The organism is Streptomyces bullii, assembly GCF_042657145.1.
Taxonomy (GTDB): domain Bacteria; phylum Actinomycetota; class Actinomycetes; order Streptomycetales; family Streptomycetaceae; genus Streptomyces; species Streptomyces bullii.
In genome coordinates this window covers 225917-240616 of the sequence record NZ_JBHSNY010000001.1, presented here as the reverse complement: position 1 = coordinate 240616, position 14700 = coordinate 225917, and the positions used below count along the sequence as shown (strand labels likewise).

At 68.2% G+C, this 14700-nt stretch carries 18 protein-coding genes; 9 read left to right on the top strand and 9 right to left on the bottom strand.

What is annotated here, in order from left to right:
- The gene (locus tag ACFPZJ_RS01185; RefSeq protein WP_215166558.1) at window positions 1-768 is read left to right on the top strand and encodes a GTP cyclohydrolase I FolE2; all 768 of its coding nucleotides are present in this window, start codon (window positions 1-3) and stop codon (window positions 766-768) included.
- Window positions 769-1152: 384 nt separating this feature from the next.
- Here ACFPZJ_RS01185 and ACFPZJ_RS01180 read toward each other — a convergent pair whose 3' ends face one another.
- The 3 genes from ACFPZJ_RS01180 to ACFPZJ_RS01170 are packed head-to-tail and all read right to left on the bottom strand — an operon-like array spanning window position 1153 to window position 4151.
- On the bottom strand, window positions 1153-2679 hold the full coding sequence (locus ACFPZJ_RS01180; protein ID WP_381015895.1) for an amino acid permease: 1527 nt from the start codon (window positions 2677-2679) through the stop codon (window positions 1153-1155).
- Between the two features lie 42 nt (window positions 2680-2721).
- Entirely contained in the window at window positions 2722-3672 is a 951-nt protein-coding gene (locus ACFPZJ_RS01175) for a hypothetical protein (RefSeq protein WP_381015893.1), read from the bottom strand.
- Complete coding sequence (locus ACFPZJ_RS01170) at window positions 3669-4151, bottom strand: GNAT family N-acetyltransferase (RefSeq protein WP_381015890.1); 483 nt, start codon at window positions 4149-4151, stop codon at window positions 3669-3671. The genes ACFPZJ_RS01175 and ACFPZJ_RS01170 overlap by 4 nt, the downstream gene beginning before the upstream one ends.
- A gap of 341 nt (window positions 4152-4492) precedes the next feature.
- Between ACFPZJ_RS01170 and aspS the strand changes: the two genes are divergently transcribed.
- Window positions 4493-5803 (top strand): aspartate--tRNA(Asn) ligase, encoded by a 1311-nt coding sequence (aspS, locus tag ACFPZJ_RS01165; protein ID WP_055550337.1) that lies wholly within the window; start codon window positions 4493-4495, stop codon window positions 5801-5803.
- Window positions 5804-5861: 58 nt separating this feature from the next.
- On the opposite strand, the gene ACFPZJ_RS01160 is transcribed toward aspS, so the two are convergent.
- The 6 genes from ACFPZJ_RS01160 to ACFPZJ_RS01135 all read right to left on the bottom strand — a co-directional run bounded on the left by ACFPZJ_RS01160 (window position 5862) and on the right by ACFPZJ_RS01135 (window position 11140).
- Window positions 5862-6632: a hypothetical protein gene (locus tag ACFPZJ_RS01160; protein ID WP_381015887.1), complete on the bottom strand. Its 771-nt coding sequence runs from the start codon at window positions 6630-6632 to the stop codon at window positions 5862-5864.
- 34 nt (window positions 6633-6666) lie between these two features.
- A complete protein-coding gene (locus ACFPZJ_RS01155) occupies window positions 6667-7572 on the bottom strand; it encodes a radical SAM protein (protein ID WP_381015884.1) in 906 nt (301 codons plus the stop codon).
- The gene (locus ACFPZJ_RS01150) at window positions 7569-8870 is read right to left on the bottom strand and encodes a radical SAM protein (RefSeq protein ID WP_084907741.1); all 1302 of its coding nucleotides are present in this window, start codon (window positions 8868-8870) and stop codon (window positions 7569-7571) included. The genes ACFPZJ_RS01155 and ACFPZJ_RS01150 overlap by 4 nt, the downstream gene beginning before the upstream one ends.
- A 5-nt stretch (window positions 8871-8875) precedes the next feature.
- Complete coding sequence (locus ACFPZJ_RS01145) at window positions 8876-9235, bottom strand: hypothetical protein (RefSeq protein WP_381015881.1); 360 nt, start codon at window positions 9233-9235, stop codon at window positions 8876-8878.
- Window positions 9236-9386: 151 nt separating this feature from the next.
- Window positions 9387-9767, bottom strand: coding sequence for a hypothetical protein (locus ACFPZJ_RS01140; RefSeq protein ID WP_241837774.1), 381 nt, complete (start codon window positions 9765-9767; stop codon window positions 9387-9389).
- A gap of 158 nt (window positions 9768-9925) precedes the next feature.
- Window positions 9926-11140, bottom strand: a complete 1215-nt coding sequence (locus tag ACFPZJ_RS01135) for a helix-turn-helix domain-containing protein (RefSeq protein WP_361001241.1) — start codon at window positions 11138-11140, stop codon at window positions 9926-9928.
- A gap of 228 nt (window positions 11141-11368) precedes the next feature.
- Between ACFPZJ_RS01135 and ACFPZJ_RS01130 the strand changes: the two genes are divergently transcribed.
- The 7 genes from ACFPZJ_RS01130 to ACFPZJ_RS01100 all read left to right on the top strand — a co-directional run bounded on the left by ACFPZJ_RS01130 (window position 11369) and on the right by ACFPZJ_RS01100 (window position 14700).
- Complete coding sequence (locus ACFPZJ_RS01130) at window positions 11369-11746, top strand: hypothetical protein (RefSeq protein ID WP_381015878.1); 378 nt, start codon at window positions 11369-11371, stop codon at window positions 11744-11746.
- The gene (locus ACFPZJ_RS01125; protein WP_215170689.1) at window positions 11736-12167 is read left to right on the top strand and encodes a DUF6093 family protein; all 432 of its coding nucleotides are present in this window, start codon (window positions 11736-11738) and stop codon (window positions 12165-12167) included. Before ACFPZJ_RS01130 ends, ACFPZJ_RS01125 begins: the two co-directional genes overlap by 11 nt.
- Entirely contained in the window at window positions 12167-12595 is a 429-nt protein-coding gene (locus ACFPZJ_RS01120; RefSeq protein ID WP_215170687.1) for an HK97 gp10 family phage protein, read from the top strand. Before ACFPZJ_RS01125 ends, ACFPZJ_RS01120 begins: the two co-directional genes overlap by 1 nt.
- A complete protein-coding gene (locus ACFPZJ_RS01115; protein WP_143662768.1) occupies window positions 12592-13035 on the top strand; it encodes a hypothetical protein in 444 nt (147 codons plus the stop codon). Before ACFPZJ_RS01120 ends, ACFPZJ_RS01115 begins: the two co-directional genes overlap by 4 nt.
- 131 nt (window positions 13036-13166) lie before the next feature.
- On the top strand, window positions 13167-13802 hold the full coding sequence (locus ACFPZJ_RS01110; RefSeq protein WP_055550365.1) for a phage tail tube protein: 636 nt from the start codon (window positions 13167-13169) through the stop codon (window positions 13800-13802).
- Window positions 13803-13804: 2 nt separating this feature from the next.
- Window positions 13805-14359, top strand: coding sequence for a hypothetical protein (locus tag ACFPZJ_RS01105; RefSeq protein WP_215170683.1), 555 nt, complete (start codon window positions 13805-13807; stop codon window positions 14357-14359).
- A complete protein-coding gene (locus ACFPZJ_RS01100) occupies window positions 14302-14700 on the top strand; it encodes a TFIIB-type zinc ribbon-containing protein (protein WP_215170681.1) in 399 nt (132 codons plus the stop codon). The genes ACFPZJ_RS01105 and ACFPZJ_RS01100 overlap by 58 nt, the downstream gene beginning before the upstream one ends.

Here is a 14700-nt window from a genome sequence, read left to right as displayed (position 1 = left end):
ATGCACGATATTCAGAACGAGACAGACTCTCGCGGCATCGAGCTCGACGATGTCGGCATCAGCGGTCTGCGGTATCCCCTGTACTTCGAGGACGGTCACCTCCGCCAGGAGGGCATTGCCGAGATCGAGGTGACCGTGCGGCTCCAGCATGACCGCCGTGGCACTCACATGAGCCGCATGGTGGCTCTCGTCCACGAACATCTGCGCCGGTTCGATCCGCGGAAGCTGCCGTACGTCCTGAAAGTCGGGGCGGATCTTCTTGATGCGCCGGCGCTCGCGGTGTCCGTTGCCGTCCCATTGAGCACGACTGTGATCGCGCCTGCGAGCGGTGCCGAGTCGTGCCAGGTTCACGACGTCCGGTTTGACGGCCGCTGGGATGGCGGAGACACGACGTTGATCACATCGGTGACCACCGAGGTCACGAGCCTGTGCCCGTGTTCGAAAGCGATCTCTGACTACGGTGCCCACAACCAGCGCAGTCGTGTCACCCTGTCCGTGACAGGGCATGGCGACACGCCCTATCCGTTTGGGGTGCAGGAGGCCGTACGGCTTCTCGAACGGTGTGCGTCCGCTCCTATCGTGCCCTTGGTAAAGCGTCCGGATGAACGTGTGCTGACGATGCAGGCGTACGACCACCCTGTATTCGTGGAGGATATGGCGCGGGAGGTCAGCCACGTCTGCCGCGAGCGGGGTCTTCGTCACTCGGTGAAGGTCCGCAACCTAGAAAGCATCCATAGCCACGACGCCATCGCATACGTCGCTGGCTGAGCCCCGCACCCGATCCAGGGGCATGCCGTACGGTCTGCTCCGGTCGGCTTCCCTCGACGGAACCGTGAATAATGTGGCTGACCTGCACCTTCGCGTGCTGGCCGCAGGGGTAAGTCCAGCCAACGGTCCGTGTCGCAACAGGGCGGTGCCCCGGCAGATCCAGGATGAGGGGTGCCACGAGGGTGAGCCGGGGGTGGCATGACCTCGAACGTTTGCCGCGCCCGTGAGCCGGAGCCCGGTCCCAGTTAAGGTCAGTCGTTCGTGATCAGATGGCTGAGCGTCGCGGTGTGCGTCCACTGGGGAGCTGTCTTGGTGTCCACATGCTGCGCACAAACGGCTCGCATGAGCAGACCGCGACGCTGCGGCCGGGCTGCCGGACGGAGCCTATAGGCGGTGGGGCTCCTGTCCACGAGCTTCTCGACTGAAGCCCGAACTGCGAGAGTGCGCCGGGTTGAGGAACCACTTACGAGCGGAGGCCAGCCACCAGGCGCCGCAGAAGGCCACGACGACGCCAACTGCGACGGGCGCGTAGTTGAAGGTGCGCGCGGTGATCGGGGACGTCTGCGGCAGCATGAACAGCACAGTGATCACCAAGACCCAGGCGATGGCGATCGTGCCGACGATGGTGGACCAGGAGCCGAGGTGCCAGGGGCCGCGCTCAAACCTGTCGCCTTGGCGCAGTCGGAGGAAGGTGGGGATCACGTAGGCGATGTAGAGACCGATGGTGGCGATGGAGGTGACAGCCGCGTACGCGGTGCTGTTCCACAGGTAGGGCAGGCCGAGAGCGAAGGCTCCACCGGTGGCGAGCCAGACGGCGTTCGTGGGGGTACGAGTGGCCGGGTTGAGCTTGTGCCACGTCCTGGAGAAGGGGAGCGCGCCGTCGCGGGAGAAGGCGTAGATCATCCGGGAGTTGGCGGTCACCGAGGCCATGCCGCAGAAGAGCTGGGCGACGATGATGACCAGCAGCAGCCACTTGCCGGCCGCCGCGCCGAGGGCGTCCATCAGGATCTGCGCCGGTGGCACCCCCGTGGTGGACTCGAGCGCGCCCGAGTAGGAGTGGATGGCGTAGGTGAAGCCGAACAGCAGGACGAAGCCGGCGGCGAGTGAGACGAGGATCGAGCGGACGATGCCCTTGGGACCGGCGGTGGAGGCGTCGATGGTCTCCTCGGTCATGTGGGCGGAGGCGTCGTAGCCGGTGAACGTGTACTGGGCCATGAGCAGTCCGATGAGCACCACGTAGACGCTCGACGAGAAACCGGTGTTATTGACGAACTCGCCGAAGACGAAGCTGGTCGACTGATGGTGGTCAGGGATGAGCACCAGGGCGCCGCAGATGACGACGACGCCGAGGATGTGCCACCAGATGGACACCTCGTTGAGGAAGGCGACGATGCGCACGCCGAAGGTGTTCAGTACGCCGTGCAGGAAGAGGATGATCCCGAAGAGCGTGATGGTGTGGACGGGCGTGGCGGCGTAACCGAACTGCAGGTCCAGTAGGGCGTTGAGGAAGGTGGCGGCGCCGAAGTCGATGCCCGCGGTGACAGCTATCTGGCCCAGGGTGTTGAACCAGCCAGTGAACCACGCCCACGCCGCGGCCGTTCTCGCGGGCGCCATGCGGTGCGCCCAGAAGTACAAGCCCGCGCTGGTGGGGTAGGAGGAGCAGACCTCCGCCATGGACAGCCCGACGAAGAGCGTCATGAAGCCGACGAACAGCCAGCCCCACATGATCACCGCTGGCCCGCCGGTGTTCATCCCGTAGCCGTAGAGCGTCATGCAGCCGGACAGGATGGAGATGATCGTGAAGCTGACGCCGAAGTTGGCGCGGCCCGACATGGAGCGGGAGAGCGTCTGCTGGTAGCCGAGTTGCTTCAGGCGTTCCTCGTCAGAGACGCGAGAGACATCGAGGGGCACAGGATTTCCGTCCTTCGTTTGTTTAAGGGGTAGTTCGAGGGCTCAGCGGCGTCGGCGCCGAGGTGGGCTGTAGGCCCAGGCGCGGTGCCGCAGAAATAGGTCGCGGGCCTGTCCGCAGTACGACCAGGGGACCTGCGTGGCGTACGGGCCGATCGCGTCGAAGACCTCCAGGGCCTCGCTGTGACGGTTCGCGAACGACAGGGCGTGAGCCAGGTAGTTGGCGTCATCCGCGAAGCAGGCGTGCGGTCGCGGGGCGCGGTAGCGCCACCAGCCCTCCAGCACGTGGTCGATCTGCGGGCAGTCGACCCAGGGATGGATGGTGAGCCCGTAAGCGTCGCGGTCCTGCTCCTGGCGGGTCCGGTGGGCCTCCGCGATCACCACGAGCGGCAGAACCGCGATCGGCAGGCCTTGAGGGGCGATGGCCGCCTGCTCCTCGGCCCACCACATCGCCTCGCCCTGCTGGCCGTGGTAGCGGGGGAGCAAGAAGGTCACGACCTCGTGGTGTGCCTCGCGATTCCACCGGTCGCGCTTGACGATCTCGTCCCACACCGCGTTCAAGGTCTTACGGTTTGGGGCGTGGCTACGTAGCAGCGCGAGCATCACCACCAGCGGCGCTACGTCCTCGGGCCACGTGTCCAGGGCCGTACGGCAGGTGGCCCAGGCTTCCTCCATCAGGCCCCGGCCGCTGCTGCCTGGGCCGGCGATCATGGCCCGGAGGGCCTGAACGTTGGCTAGGAGGCCGAGCGCGTGCGGCGAGCGCGGTTCGGCCCTTGCCCAGGTGTCAGCGAACCGTAGGCGGGCTCCGGCCTCGGCCAGTACCTGAAGGCGGAAGATCCGGCGATCCCAATCCGGGCCGGTCGCGGCCAGCAGGTCCCGTGCCCCCTCCCAACGGCCCATCGCGGCGTCCTCCACCGCCGGCCGCAGCGCGACGTCGTCGCGCGCCGGGTGCTGGTCGAGCGGGACGCTCTGGTCGCTCCGCTGCCGGGCAATCACTGGACCCGCCAGGTCATCCGAGGTTCGTCATACACGAACCCGAGCGACGTATACAGCGGCTCTCCCTCTGGGCTGGCCGAGAGGCTGATGCGCTTGCAGCCGCGCACGGCCATCCAGTCCATGAGGGCCGTCACCACTGCCCGGGCGTAGCCCCGCCTGCGGAACTCTGGATCGGTGGCGACGGTGCTGATGTCACCGTTGAACGGCTTGCTGCTCCCTGGCCCAGGAAGCCGGGGTAGAAGAAACCCCACCGCACAGGACGCCACGCGGCCGGGAGCCGCATCCACCACGAACGCGGCGGCCGTGTCCGTGCCATGGAGCATGGCAACGAACACCTGCTGGCACTCCTTGACCCACGGTCCGTCCGGTACATCCCGGGGCCTGCTCCAAGGCACCGCCGGGCAGGTCAGCGATAGCTGGCGCAGGCGGGCCAGCTCCCCGGCGTCGGCGGCCACCGCCCGTCGCACGGGCACGCTCACAGCCGTTCCTCCCGTTCAGAAGTGTGTTCTTGATTGCGGCGGTGCCCGTGAGATCCGTATCCTGCTGGGCAACGCGTTGATGGAGACGAGTAGCCCGGGATCACGCGAGCCGAGAGAGCCGCCGGAAGCTGGAAAGGCGGCCTCGCGCCCCGAGGCGAAGACCCTCCTGAGCGCGGGGAGGAACGACCCCGTTCGGTGGTCCAATGCCCCGCCGGTTGGCCCCCGTCAGCGGGCCCGAATGAGGCCGCCACGCTGTGGCGGCGAAAGTGCGGTGGCACCGCGAGTTGCCCTTCTCGCCCGCACTCCCAAGGGATCATGACGACGTCCTTCGGAGGACCGCAATGATCCAAAGCCGCGTACACGTCTCTGACCTGCGAGAACACGTCGGCCGTACCGTCACTGTCTGCGGGTGGGTAAACACCCTGCGCCTGCAGCGCAAGATGCAGTTCGTCATCGTGCGGGACAGCACCGGCATGGTGCAGGTGACCCACAAGCGTGACGAAGGGCCGCTTGAGGCCCAGCTCGAAGCTCTCACTCCCGAATCCGCAGTCAAGATCACCGGCCGTGTCGTCGACGCCGAGCAGGTCAAGCTCGGCGGCCTGGAGCTCGTCCCTGAGTCGGTCGAGGTCCTGAACTTGGCCGCGACGCCGCTGCCGATCGACGAGCAGACCGGCATTGAGCATCGGCTGGACTGGCGCTTCCTGGACGTGCGCCGTCGGACCGCCACACAGCTGATGTTCGCCGTGCAGACCACCCTGGAACAGGGGATGCGCGAGTACGCCTACGCGCAGGGCGCCACGGAGATGCACACCCCCAAGCTCATGGGCACGGCCTCGGAGTCCGGAGCGGAGGTCTTCAAGCTCGGTTACTTCGGCCGCAGCGCCTACCTGGCGCAGTCGCCGCAGTTCTACAAGCAGATGGCGATCTCGGCCGGCATCGAGAAGGTCTTCGAGATCGGCCCCGTCTTCCGTGCCGAGCCGTCGTTCACCTCCAGGCACGCCACCGAGTTCACCGGCGTCGACGTCGAGCTCGCCTGGATCGACGGCGTCGAGGACGTGATGGCGTTCGAGGAGCAGATGCTCGCCCACGCGATCGCGAAGGTCGCCGACTCCCATGGTGAGGCCATCCGAGAGCACTTCGGTGTGGAGATCACTGTCCCGACGACGCCCTTCCCTCGCATCACCATGGCCGAGGCGCACGAGATCCTGCGCAAGGGAGGCTGGGACCCGGAAGGGATCAAGGAGGACCTGGACCCGGAGGGCGAGCGCAGCATCAGCGCCCACATCCAGGAGGCCACCGGGCACGAGTTCGTGTTCATCACGCACTACCCGGTGAGCATCCGGCCCTTCTACCACATGCGGCCGGCCGACGACCCGAGTGTGACTCTGAGCTTCGACCTGCTGTGGAAGGGGCTGGAGGTCACCACCGGCGCGCAGCGCGAGCACCGGTATGACGTGCTGCTGAAGCAGGCCGCCGAGAAGGGCATGAGCCCAGAGCCGTTGCAGGACTACCTGAACGCGTTCCGGTACGGCTGCCCGCCGCACGGTGGCCTGGGCATGGGCCTCGGCCGGGTGCTGATGGTGCTCCTCGGTCTGGAGTCGATCCGCGAGGCCACCTTCCTGTTCCGCGGACCGAACCGTCTCACGCCGTAACCGGCTGATGGGCGCGTCCCACGACACGGGCCGATGCCTCGTGTCGTGGGACGCGGTCTCAGTAGCGGACGCTGCGCAGGTCATGCGTCCACGCCTCGGCAGGGTTCTTGTCCCAGTAGGCCCGCAGTGCCAACTCCCGCTCGGAGAAGCGGCCCTGGTGGCACAGGCCGCCGTGGGAGAGGGTGACGCTCATGGCGAGCGACGACTCGGTGGTGACCCAGTGGGGGGTCAGGGCATGGCTCCACAACTGGTCGCCGGGCCGCATGACGACGGACTGGCGGTCGGCCGCGTCATGCTCGGGCGGCTCCTCACCCGTCGTCTCGCCGATCACCGCGGCATCGGCCGAGAGGTGCTTGTCGGGGGCGAGGTAGCTGTGGAACGTCTTGGTGCCATGCACCTGCCAGACCAGGCCGTGCGAGTTGTCGTTGTGGTACGTCGAGGACGCGCCTTCGGTGGACAGGAAGAGGATCGGAGCCAGGCGCTGCCAGGTGAACCCCCGGGCGGACAGATGGGCGCGCCAGGGGATCATCACCTCGTCCTGGAAGCCGTGCAGAAGGTCGTCGTAGAAGCGGCTGAGGTTGAAGTGCACCAGCCGGAACGGCCACGTGACGATCTCTTCGAGCGGGGCGGTGCGGAAGGCGGCGGTGCGATCCATGCGCACCTGCCAGTCGTCGTCCCCGAGGATCGTGAAGCGCACTTCCGCGTCCCGGCGGATGTGGTCGAGGATGTCGATGGCGGGCAGGAACGTGTAGTCGAAGGCGACCTCCAGGGGGAAGTTCGGTGGTTGCCGCCACCGATGTGTGAAGTCGTCCGGTGTCGTGATCGTCATAGGGCGGTCCATGGAGTCGTGTACGTAGCGCCGCTCACGCCGGCGCGGCGCACGACGCCGCGCGGTCGTCGGATGCGGCGGAGGATCGGCAGATGGCAGCGCAGTCCGGGGTCACGCGGTCCTGTGCCGGATCGCTCAGGAACTGTCTGATGCTGGCCCGAGGCGCATGGACGCTGACTGATGCCTGGCCGTAGGGACAGCGCCGTATCTGACCGTCAGCGGACACGTACGCGGTCGCCGAGCGGCACGACCACCGCTCGCCCCCAGTCGGTGGCAGCTGTAGGTCCCGGAGTTCGCCGAGGTAGGCCCGGTACCGATCGGACAGGTTGAAGTAGCGGCTCAGCACGTCGGCGTCCAGATGTTGCTGTACCAGATAGTCCTGGACCGACTTGCCGTCCCGGCGCAAGGCGCGCTCGTCGAGGACGACGGGGCTGAACTGGACCTCCACGCCTGCCTCGGACACGAGGTCGGCCAGCTCCTGGCACTCATCGTCGCTCAGGCTCCAGCAGGTCACGTGGAGGATCTTCGTCTCGGTGCTGATGGCACGTAGCGTGGCGATGCCCGAGGCCGCCGTGCGGGTGGTGCGTCCCAGCAGCATCGCGCCTTGCGAGTCGGCGGACACGGTCACGTTGCTCAGTAGGTGGGTCACATGGGAGAGGGCGATGACCTCGGCCACGGAGCGAGCCGAGGTCACCATCGACACCGACATGCCGAACTGGTGCGCCAGCCGTACAAGCTGCCTGAGCTGCGGATGATGGGTGGGCTCGCCACCCGTCAGACATACGCCCTCTACGCCGGCCTCCCGCAGCCGCGACAGTGTGCGTGTGTACGTCGCGGTGTCGAGGAAGCCGTGAGCACGGTCAGCGCGGAAGCAGAAGCCGCAGGCCACCTTGCAGTGCCCGGCCGTGGAGACCAGCGCCGTACGGACTTTGACGCTCATTGCACCCCCGTGTTGTCCCACACGGCGATCTCCACGGTGCTCGTGTAGAACGCGCACATCTCGGGATCAGGGCTGGTGCCTCCGACGAGGGCCTGCTCGTTGCGGGAGGGGCCGCCGCAGATGGCGAGCGCCGGGCAGTTCCCGCACTCGGGTATGGGTGCGACGTTCTTCGCCACACCAGCCAGGCGGCCGGGATCGGCCCGCAACTCGTCCAGGGTGTGCAGGAATGACGGCTCGGTGAAGTTGATGTCGCACAGGCTGACCCGGTTGCCGGGCAGCAGGGCGGCGTTCAGACTGCGGTCCCCCTGCATGTGGTCGAACAGCATCGGCCGGCGGGTGTCGAGGGCCTGGAAGGCGCGGTCGAGGACAGAGAACAGCATTCCGCCGCGACCCAGGGCGGCCAGGCGGGCCTCGTAGAGCTCCTGAGCCAGGTCGGCGCCCTTTACCTGCCAGCGGCCCGCAGTCGGGATGGGAGTGTTGACGTAGATGAACTTCAGCCCGAGGTCATCGATGATCCACCGGACAGTCTCGGCCAAGCGCCCAATGTTCGCGGCCGTTGGGGTGAGGTTGCAGCCCACGTGCAGCCCCTCCGCCTCGACGAATCGGGCGACGTTGCGGCGGATGCGGTCGTCTGCGGGCTGTCCGCCGAGCAGGAGGCGATGGGCGGAATTGATACCCGGGGGGCCGTCGATGGAGATGCCGACCCCGTACTCGTACGCGACGAAGTGGTCGAGGGCTTCGTCGGTCAGACGGGCCCCGTTGGTGACGACCGTGCGCCGGACCCTTGCGACGTCGTAGCGGTCGGCGAGGGTATCTGCGAGCCGGTCGCCGTACTGCATGAGGTCGAAGCGGATCGTCGGCTCGCCGCCGAACCACTGGATGGACACCTCTTCCTGGCCGGCGTTCTGCTCGAACAGGAACTCCAAGCCCTCCGACAGCTCCTCCTTCGTCATGTCCGGCTTGCCGGTGTTCGTATCGACGAAGCAGTAAGTGCAGGCCATGTTGCAGCGGTCGGTGAGCACTACGCGCAGACCGCTGATGCGGTCAGGTGTGGCGTCGAGCCCAAGGAGTCGAAGACGGTTACGGAGTGCTTCTCGCCGGTCGGCCACGGGGCCGTCGGAGGTGAAGCCGAGCCCTGCGAGGGCTTCATGAGTCGCGGTCGGGGGGACCCCGGCGAGGTCGTGGACCTCGCCGGAGTCGATGAACACACTGTCCAGCCCTACCGGGTCGAGGAGAACTGCTTCCCCGTCCCGCTCGTACTGGAAGTACTTCCCCCACAGCATCCGGGGGACGGCCATGTTGGTCAGGCCGCCGTTTCCTCTTCGGCGATGCCGAGCTCGGCCATGACCTCGCGGACCTTGTCCTCGGCGGTGGCCTGGAGCTTCGCGGAGGTGGCCGGCGAGCCACCGTCGGCGAGGACGATCACGCCGGGCAGGGTCGGGTTGGGGGCGATGACCGTGATGCCGGCCGGGTCGGTGCCGATGACCATGATCGCGTCCTTCAGCTCGACCCAGTCGGTCTGCTCCTTGAGCGCCTCGATGATGCGGCCCTGCTTCTCCTGGAAGGAGGCCCGCTCACCCATCCAGACGCCCGCCTTGGACTTGGAGTCCACGACGTCCGCGTAGATCAGGTGGTCCTTCTTCTCTCGCCTGGGCTGAGGCACAGTTGATCCTCTCTGTGTGTCGGACGTGCTGGAACAATCACTTGCATCCGCCGGGGTCCGGCGGGGGCCGCCCCACGGGGAGTGGGTGGGGCGGCGTCTAGCCGCTCTGCGGCAGCTCCCATGGGGAGGAGTTCAGGCCGCAGAGCGAGTCCTAATGGGGGCCTTCGCGCTCCCGGCGCGCCTTGATCAGGGCGCGGTGAAGCCCGTCAGGTGAGATCACGGCACGGGGGCCGGTGGGCAGCCGGTGCCAGTGGAGTCCGGGGCCGGACGTCCGCTTCGCCGAGGGGACGAGAACGTGGCAGGACGGTCCCAACGCGACAGTGCCCTGTTCCTCCCACCGTTCAGCGGTGCCGACCGGCGTCAGGAAGTACATGCGCGGCTCACGGCCGCCGTCGTCGAGGACGACGGACCCGACAGGCAGCCCCTGCTCCTCGATGAGCTCTACGGCCCTGCGGCCCACGTGCTCGGGCGCACGGATGGCGTCCCACCACGTGCCGGCGGGACACAACTCCGGCTCGCTGCCGAGAGGCATCCACCTTGGCAGTCGAGTGGTCGGGATCGCGTCCGACATAGGAAAGGCCCCCTCACAACTGAGTGTGAGAGGACCATTCCACTCTGGAGGCGGGTGTGCGCGGACAAACTGTCCGCACCCAATTCAGGCCAAGTCCCGCAAGAGTAAAGGGAGTTGTGCTACGCGACTCCGGCCCAGGTGCCGAACGCGGACAACTCGGCCGACGGGTGCGTGTCCATGCGCAGCAGTGAGCCGAGCGTTTCGCGCACGGATGGGTGGAATCGCGTGTGATTCGGCGCGATCTTCCGGGCTCGCTTCAGCTCTGCGAACGCTCCGCCGCGGTCACCTTCCGCCAGGCGTGCGGAGGCGACGTCGATGTGATGGTGGCTGGATCGCTCACCCACCGTGGAGGCAGGCGGCGCCCATGCCGCTCCGCCCTGTCCCCATTCAGCGAGCCGGGCCAGGGCCTGCTCGCTGTCGCCGGTGTCGATCAACGTATGCACCGAGTGGATCTTGATGTTTGTGGGGCCGAAGCTCATCTCGTAGGCCAGGCTGTCCCGGTTGCCGGCCATCAGCGCGACTTGCTCTGCTTCGCGCAGGAACTCTTCCGCCGCATCGGGGTTGTTGTCCCGCGATTCAACGACCGCCAGCTTCAGCAGCAGCGCCCCGTCGACCGCAAGCGCGTCGTCGGTGTACGAATGCTCCGGCTGGGCCCGCTCCAACTCGTGCCGCAGACCCTTGAGCTTGCGACGAGCCGACTCAGTAGCTCCCTGCCGCAGCATCGACCCCGCCACCAGGAACCCGGCCGTGAACTGCATGAGGGGGTCACCACTGCGATCCGCTGCCCACCTCACCCGCTCCAGCGCCGTATTGCCGAGGTCGTGGTGCCCCATCTTGTGGGCCAGGCTGTTGACTGCGCGGTAGGCGCGGGCCAGATGCCAAAACGCCTTCTGCTGTTCATCGCCACGCGCGCTGAGAGCGACGTGGGTCAGTTCTGTGATCACCGGCGGGAGCAGCGGCCCCATCGGCACGTACCGGGCATCACGCCGGAGAGCTGCGATCTGGTCCACCTCGGAGGCCAGGACCGGCAGAGCGCGTGGACGCGTCTCCAGCTCATCTGGGGTGTCGAAGCACAGCAGGATGCGCCTCAGCTCCGGAATGACGGCGTGCACGCCGTCCTCCGCCTCGGGGTCCCCGTAGTACGGCTGACCGGTCAGCACCTCGGGGCCGAAGTGCAGGGCCCTCGACAGGGCGAGTATCAGGCTCGGCGTCGCCTTCCGCGCGCCGGACTCCAGCTTCTGCACCAGGCTGGGGGAGACCGCGACCCGCTGGGCAAGTTGCGCGGCGGACAGTCCCCGCGTCTTGCGTGCCACCCGGAGCCGGTCCCCCAGCATAACGCTCTCATTCACGTCGGCTTCCCCTCGCTGATCGGAGCATTGTGGCCAGAGTACGTATTGCGAATGGTGCCCAGAAGGCCCGTCGCCAAGTGTTAACGGACCGACGGAGCAAACCCGTAGATCCACGCCAGGACGCCCGTACGGCTGGCCAGGCACGGGACGGCGCACACGGGGCTCCGTTCCTGCCGCCTCGAGGTGTCCGACACTGCTCCTAGCGTCGGCTGAATGGATCAGGCGAACGACACGGCCACCGCCCGGCGCGTTGAGATCAGCGCGCGGGGCGGTAAGGCCGACATCGAGATCGACGGCACACGGATAGACCCGAGGGCCGTCAAGGCGTACACCGTCACCCATTTCGCCGGGGAGCGGCCGGAGATTCTGCTGCACGTTGCCGACCGCGGCGACAGCCAGTGGTCGGGGATGGCCCGCGTCGCGATTGCCGACCCGCCCGACCCGGGCCCAGTGGCAGCCGTCTTCCTGGACGCGATCGACCCAGAGGCCCTGGAACGCGCCGCGCTGGCACGGCCGGACCTCGGCACCGAGCCGTACTCGCTGACCAAGGCGATGCTCACCCAGCTCGGGGAGTGGGCCCGTGGCCTTTGACGTGGAGGGTGCGCGCCGGGTCCTCGACCGCATCCTGGACGACAAACTGGAAGCGTGGCGGGACAGCGCAGGCCATACGGATGACGTGCTGGACGAGACCACGGGTCGGCTCGTGCCGCCCGCGCCGGACGAGGAGCTGGTCTGGGACGGGCTCGGCGCGGTGATGCCGATCAGCCGCCCGGCCATCACCCAGCCCGTCGGAGGGTCGGTCGCCGTCGAGCCGCCGACCACCGACTACCAGGCCGTGCTGCCGGTCGATGCCCCGGTGCTGCGGCGCGACGACGTGATCCGCGTGGCCGGTTCCGTGCGCCCCGGTGGTCCCCGTGACCCGCAGTTGGTGGGCCGTCGGTTCCGCGTCTCCGACGAAGCGGTGGGCACCTACAGCGTGGTGCGCATCGTCAGGGTGCAGGTGATCGACTGATGGACCCGGCCAACCCGCACCCCAACGCTCACCCGGACGCGACCGCGTTCCGTGATCCGATCGCGCTGGCCGCCGCGCTGGCCCGGATGGGTCCGGCGACCCGTGCCCGTACGCGGACGATCACACGGCACCACGCCATGCTGCTGCGGGTCCGCATCCAGCGGAACGCGAGCGGCATGCCCGGCCCGAACGTGATCACCGGGCAGTACCGCGCCTCCTGGGACGTCCGGATGCGCAGCGGCGGCGGCGAGGTCACCGCCGAGGTGTTCTCCGACGCCCCGCAGGCGCGACGCCTGGAATACGGCTTCGTCGGCGTGGACAGCCTCGGGCGGCACTACCGGCAGCCGCCGTTCCCGCACGTCGAGCCCGCGTTCCGGCAGACCGAACCGGCGTTCATCCAGGCCCTGGCGGACGGGGTGCTGCCGTGACCGCTCGTCTTCCGGTGACCCGCGCGCTCGCCGCCCTCCTGGAGCACGTCACGGGCCGCCCGTGTGGCGTCGGCGAACTCCCGCGTGTTCAGGGGAAGTCCGGCTGGGAGCCCGCGCCCGTGCCGTACACGATCCTCGACTCGCTGCCCGCCGAGTTCGCGGGCCCGCCGCTGTGGGACTGGCACGCCGATGCCGCCTGGTCCTACCAGGTCACCTCGGTCGGGGAACGGGCCGATCAGGTCGAGTGGCTGGCCGATCGGGTACGCGCCGGCGTCGTCGGTCGTACCGACGGAAGCTGGACCCACGACCTGCACGTTCCCGAAGCGCGCGTCATCGACCGGGAGTTGACCTACGACGCCGGAGGAGAGCCCTCGGTGTCGGCGGCAGGCGCTATCGTGTCCTACGTGCAGCGGGTCACGATCACCGTGACCCCAGCATGAAGAATCGATTCTTCTGATCCTCACCGCGGAGGCCCGCGCGGACGCTAGGCCCCAGGCCAGGCGAACCCCCTTTGAACCTCAAGGGGCAGGGCCTCGGCACGGGACGCTGCCCCAGAAGTGGGAGCGGACCGGTGTCCACGAGCACGAAGAAGACCCAGACCCGATTTCTGCGGCGCGGCATCTCCAAGATCCTGTGGTCCAAGGACCTCAACGACCCGAAGTACCCCAGCCGCCGAGAGATCACCAACGCCTTCGCCCTGACCGACGCCGTCTCGGACATCGAGGGCTGGGCACTGGAGAACGACCCTATCGAGACCCCCGACATGGGCTCGACCTTCAACTCCTCGATCCCGGGCAACGACAAGGCCGAGAACTCCAGCCTGACCTTCTACGAGGACCGCTTCTCCGACGCGATCGAGCAGCAGCTCCCCAAGGGCGCGAAGGGCTACGTCATCCTGCTCCGCAAGGGAGACCTGCCCGGCTCCCGCTCGGTGGACGTGTTCCCCGTGCAGGTCGCCACCCGCGCCGCGACGTACAGCACCGGCAACGAGGCCGCGAAGTTCAAGGTCGACTTCACGATCACTGACGAGCCGTCGCTCGACCGCCCGGTGCCGCAGGCCCATCCCCGCCCGCTGCCGGACGAGGACTGCGACGACGACCACGGGCACGGCCACCCCGACGGTGACCACGTCGACGTGACCGTGGTCAGCACCACGAAGACCAAGACTGAGGCGACGGTCCGCGAGCACGACGCCGATGAGGGCTGATCGTGTCGCGCCCCGCACAGGCCAAGCGCCCGTCCCCCTCCGCCACGGCGGCGGAGGGGGCGTGGTCGGCCAAGATGGAACGGCTCCGCCGCCGGGCCCGCCCGCAGAACCGGCTGCGCATCTGCGATGACGCCGAGCTGCGCCAGCGGTACGACGAGGCTGAGCAGGCCGCCCGTCGTGCCCGGTTCGTCGCCGAGGCCAACCCCGGTGACGAGCTGGCCGCGCGCCAGGCCGCCGATGCTGATGCGGCGCGGGACCAGGCCCTGGCGGCGCTCGACGCCGCCTCGGAGTTCCTGACCTTCCGCGCGCTGCCGCGCCCGGTGCTGGAGGAGCTGATCAGCGAGCACCCGCCCACCGAGCAGCAGGCCGAGGAGGGGGCGATCTTCAACGCCGACACCTTCCCCGCCGCGCTGGTGGCGGCGGCCTCCGTGGACGGCATGAGCCGCGAGGAGGCCGAGGAGCTGCTGAACGGCTGGTCGGCGCCGGACGCCAACGCGCTGTGGGACGCCGCCTGGCAGATCCAGCAGGAGAGCCGGGTCGAGCTGGGAAAAGGCTGAGCCGTGACGCCGGCCTGCGCGCCGAACTGGAGCTGTGCGAGCGGTACGGCATCCCGCACTCGCAGTTCCTCGGCGGCGACGGCCGCTGGTCCGACCTCGACCGGGCCAAGGCGTTGGCCTGGGCGCAGTGGCAGCGGTCGGTGTGCCCGGAGTGCCACACCCGGCTGGAGGAGTGGGACCGCGAACGCGGCGGCGACCCCCACGCCTACGTCACCGACACCCTGCGCTGCCCCGGCTGCGAGCTGATCGAGCAGGAACGCGATCACGTCCCCCAGGACCGGTCCGGCTACGGCGTGAAGATCCAGCTCCTGCCGCGCGAGCAGTACGAGCCGCGCCCCTGA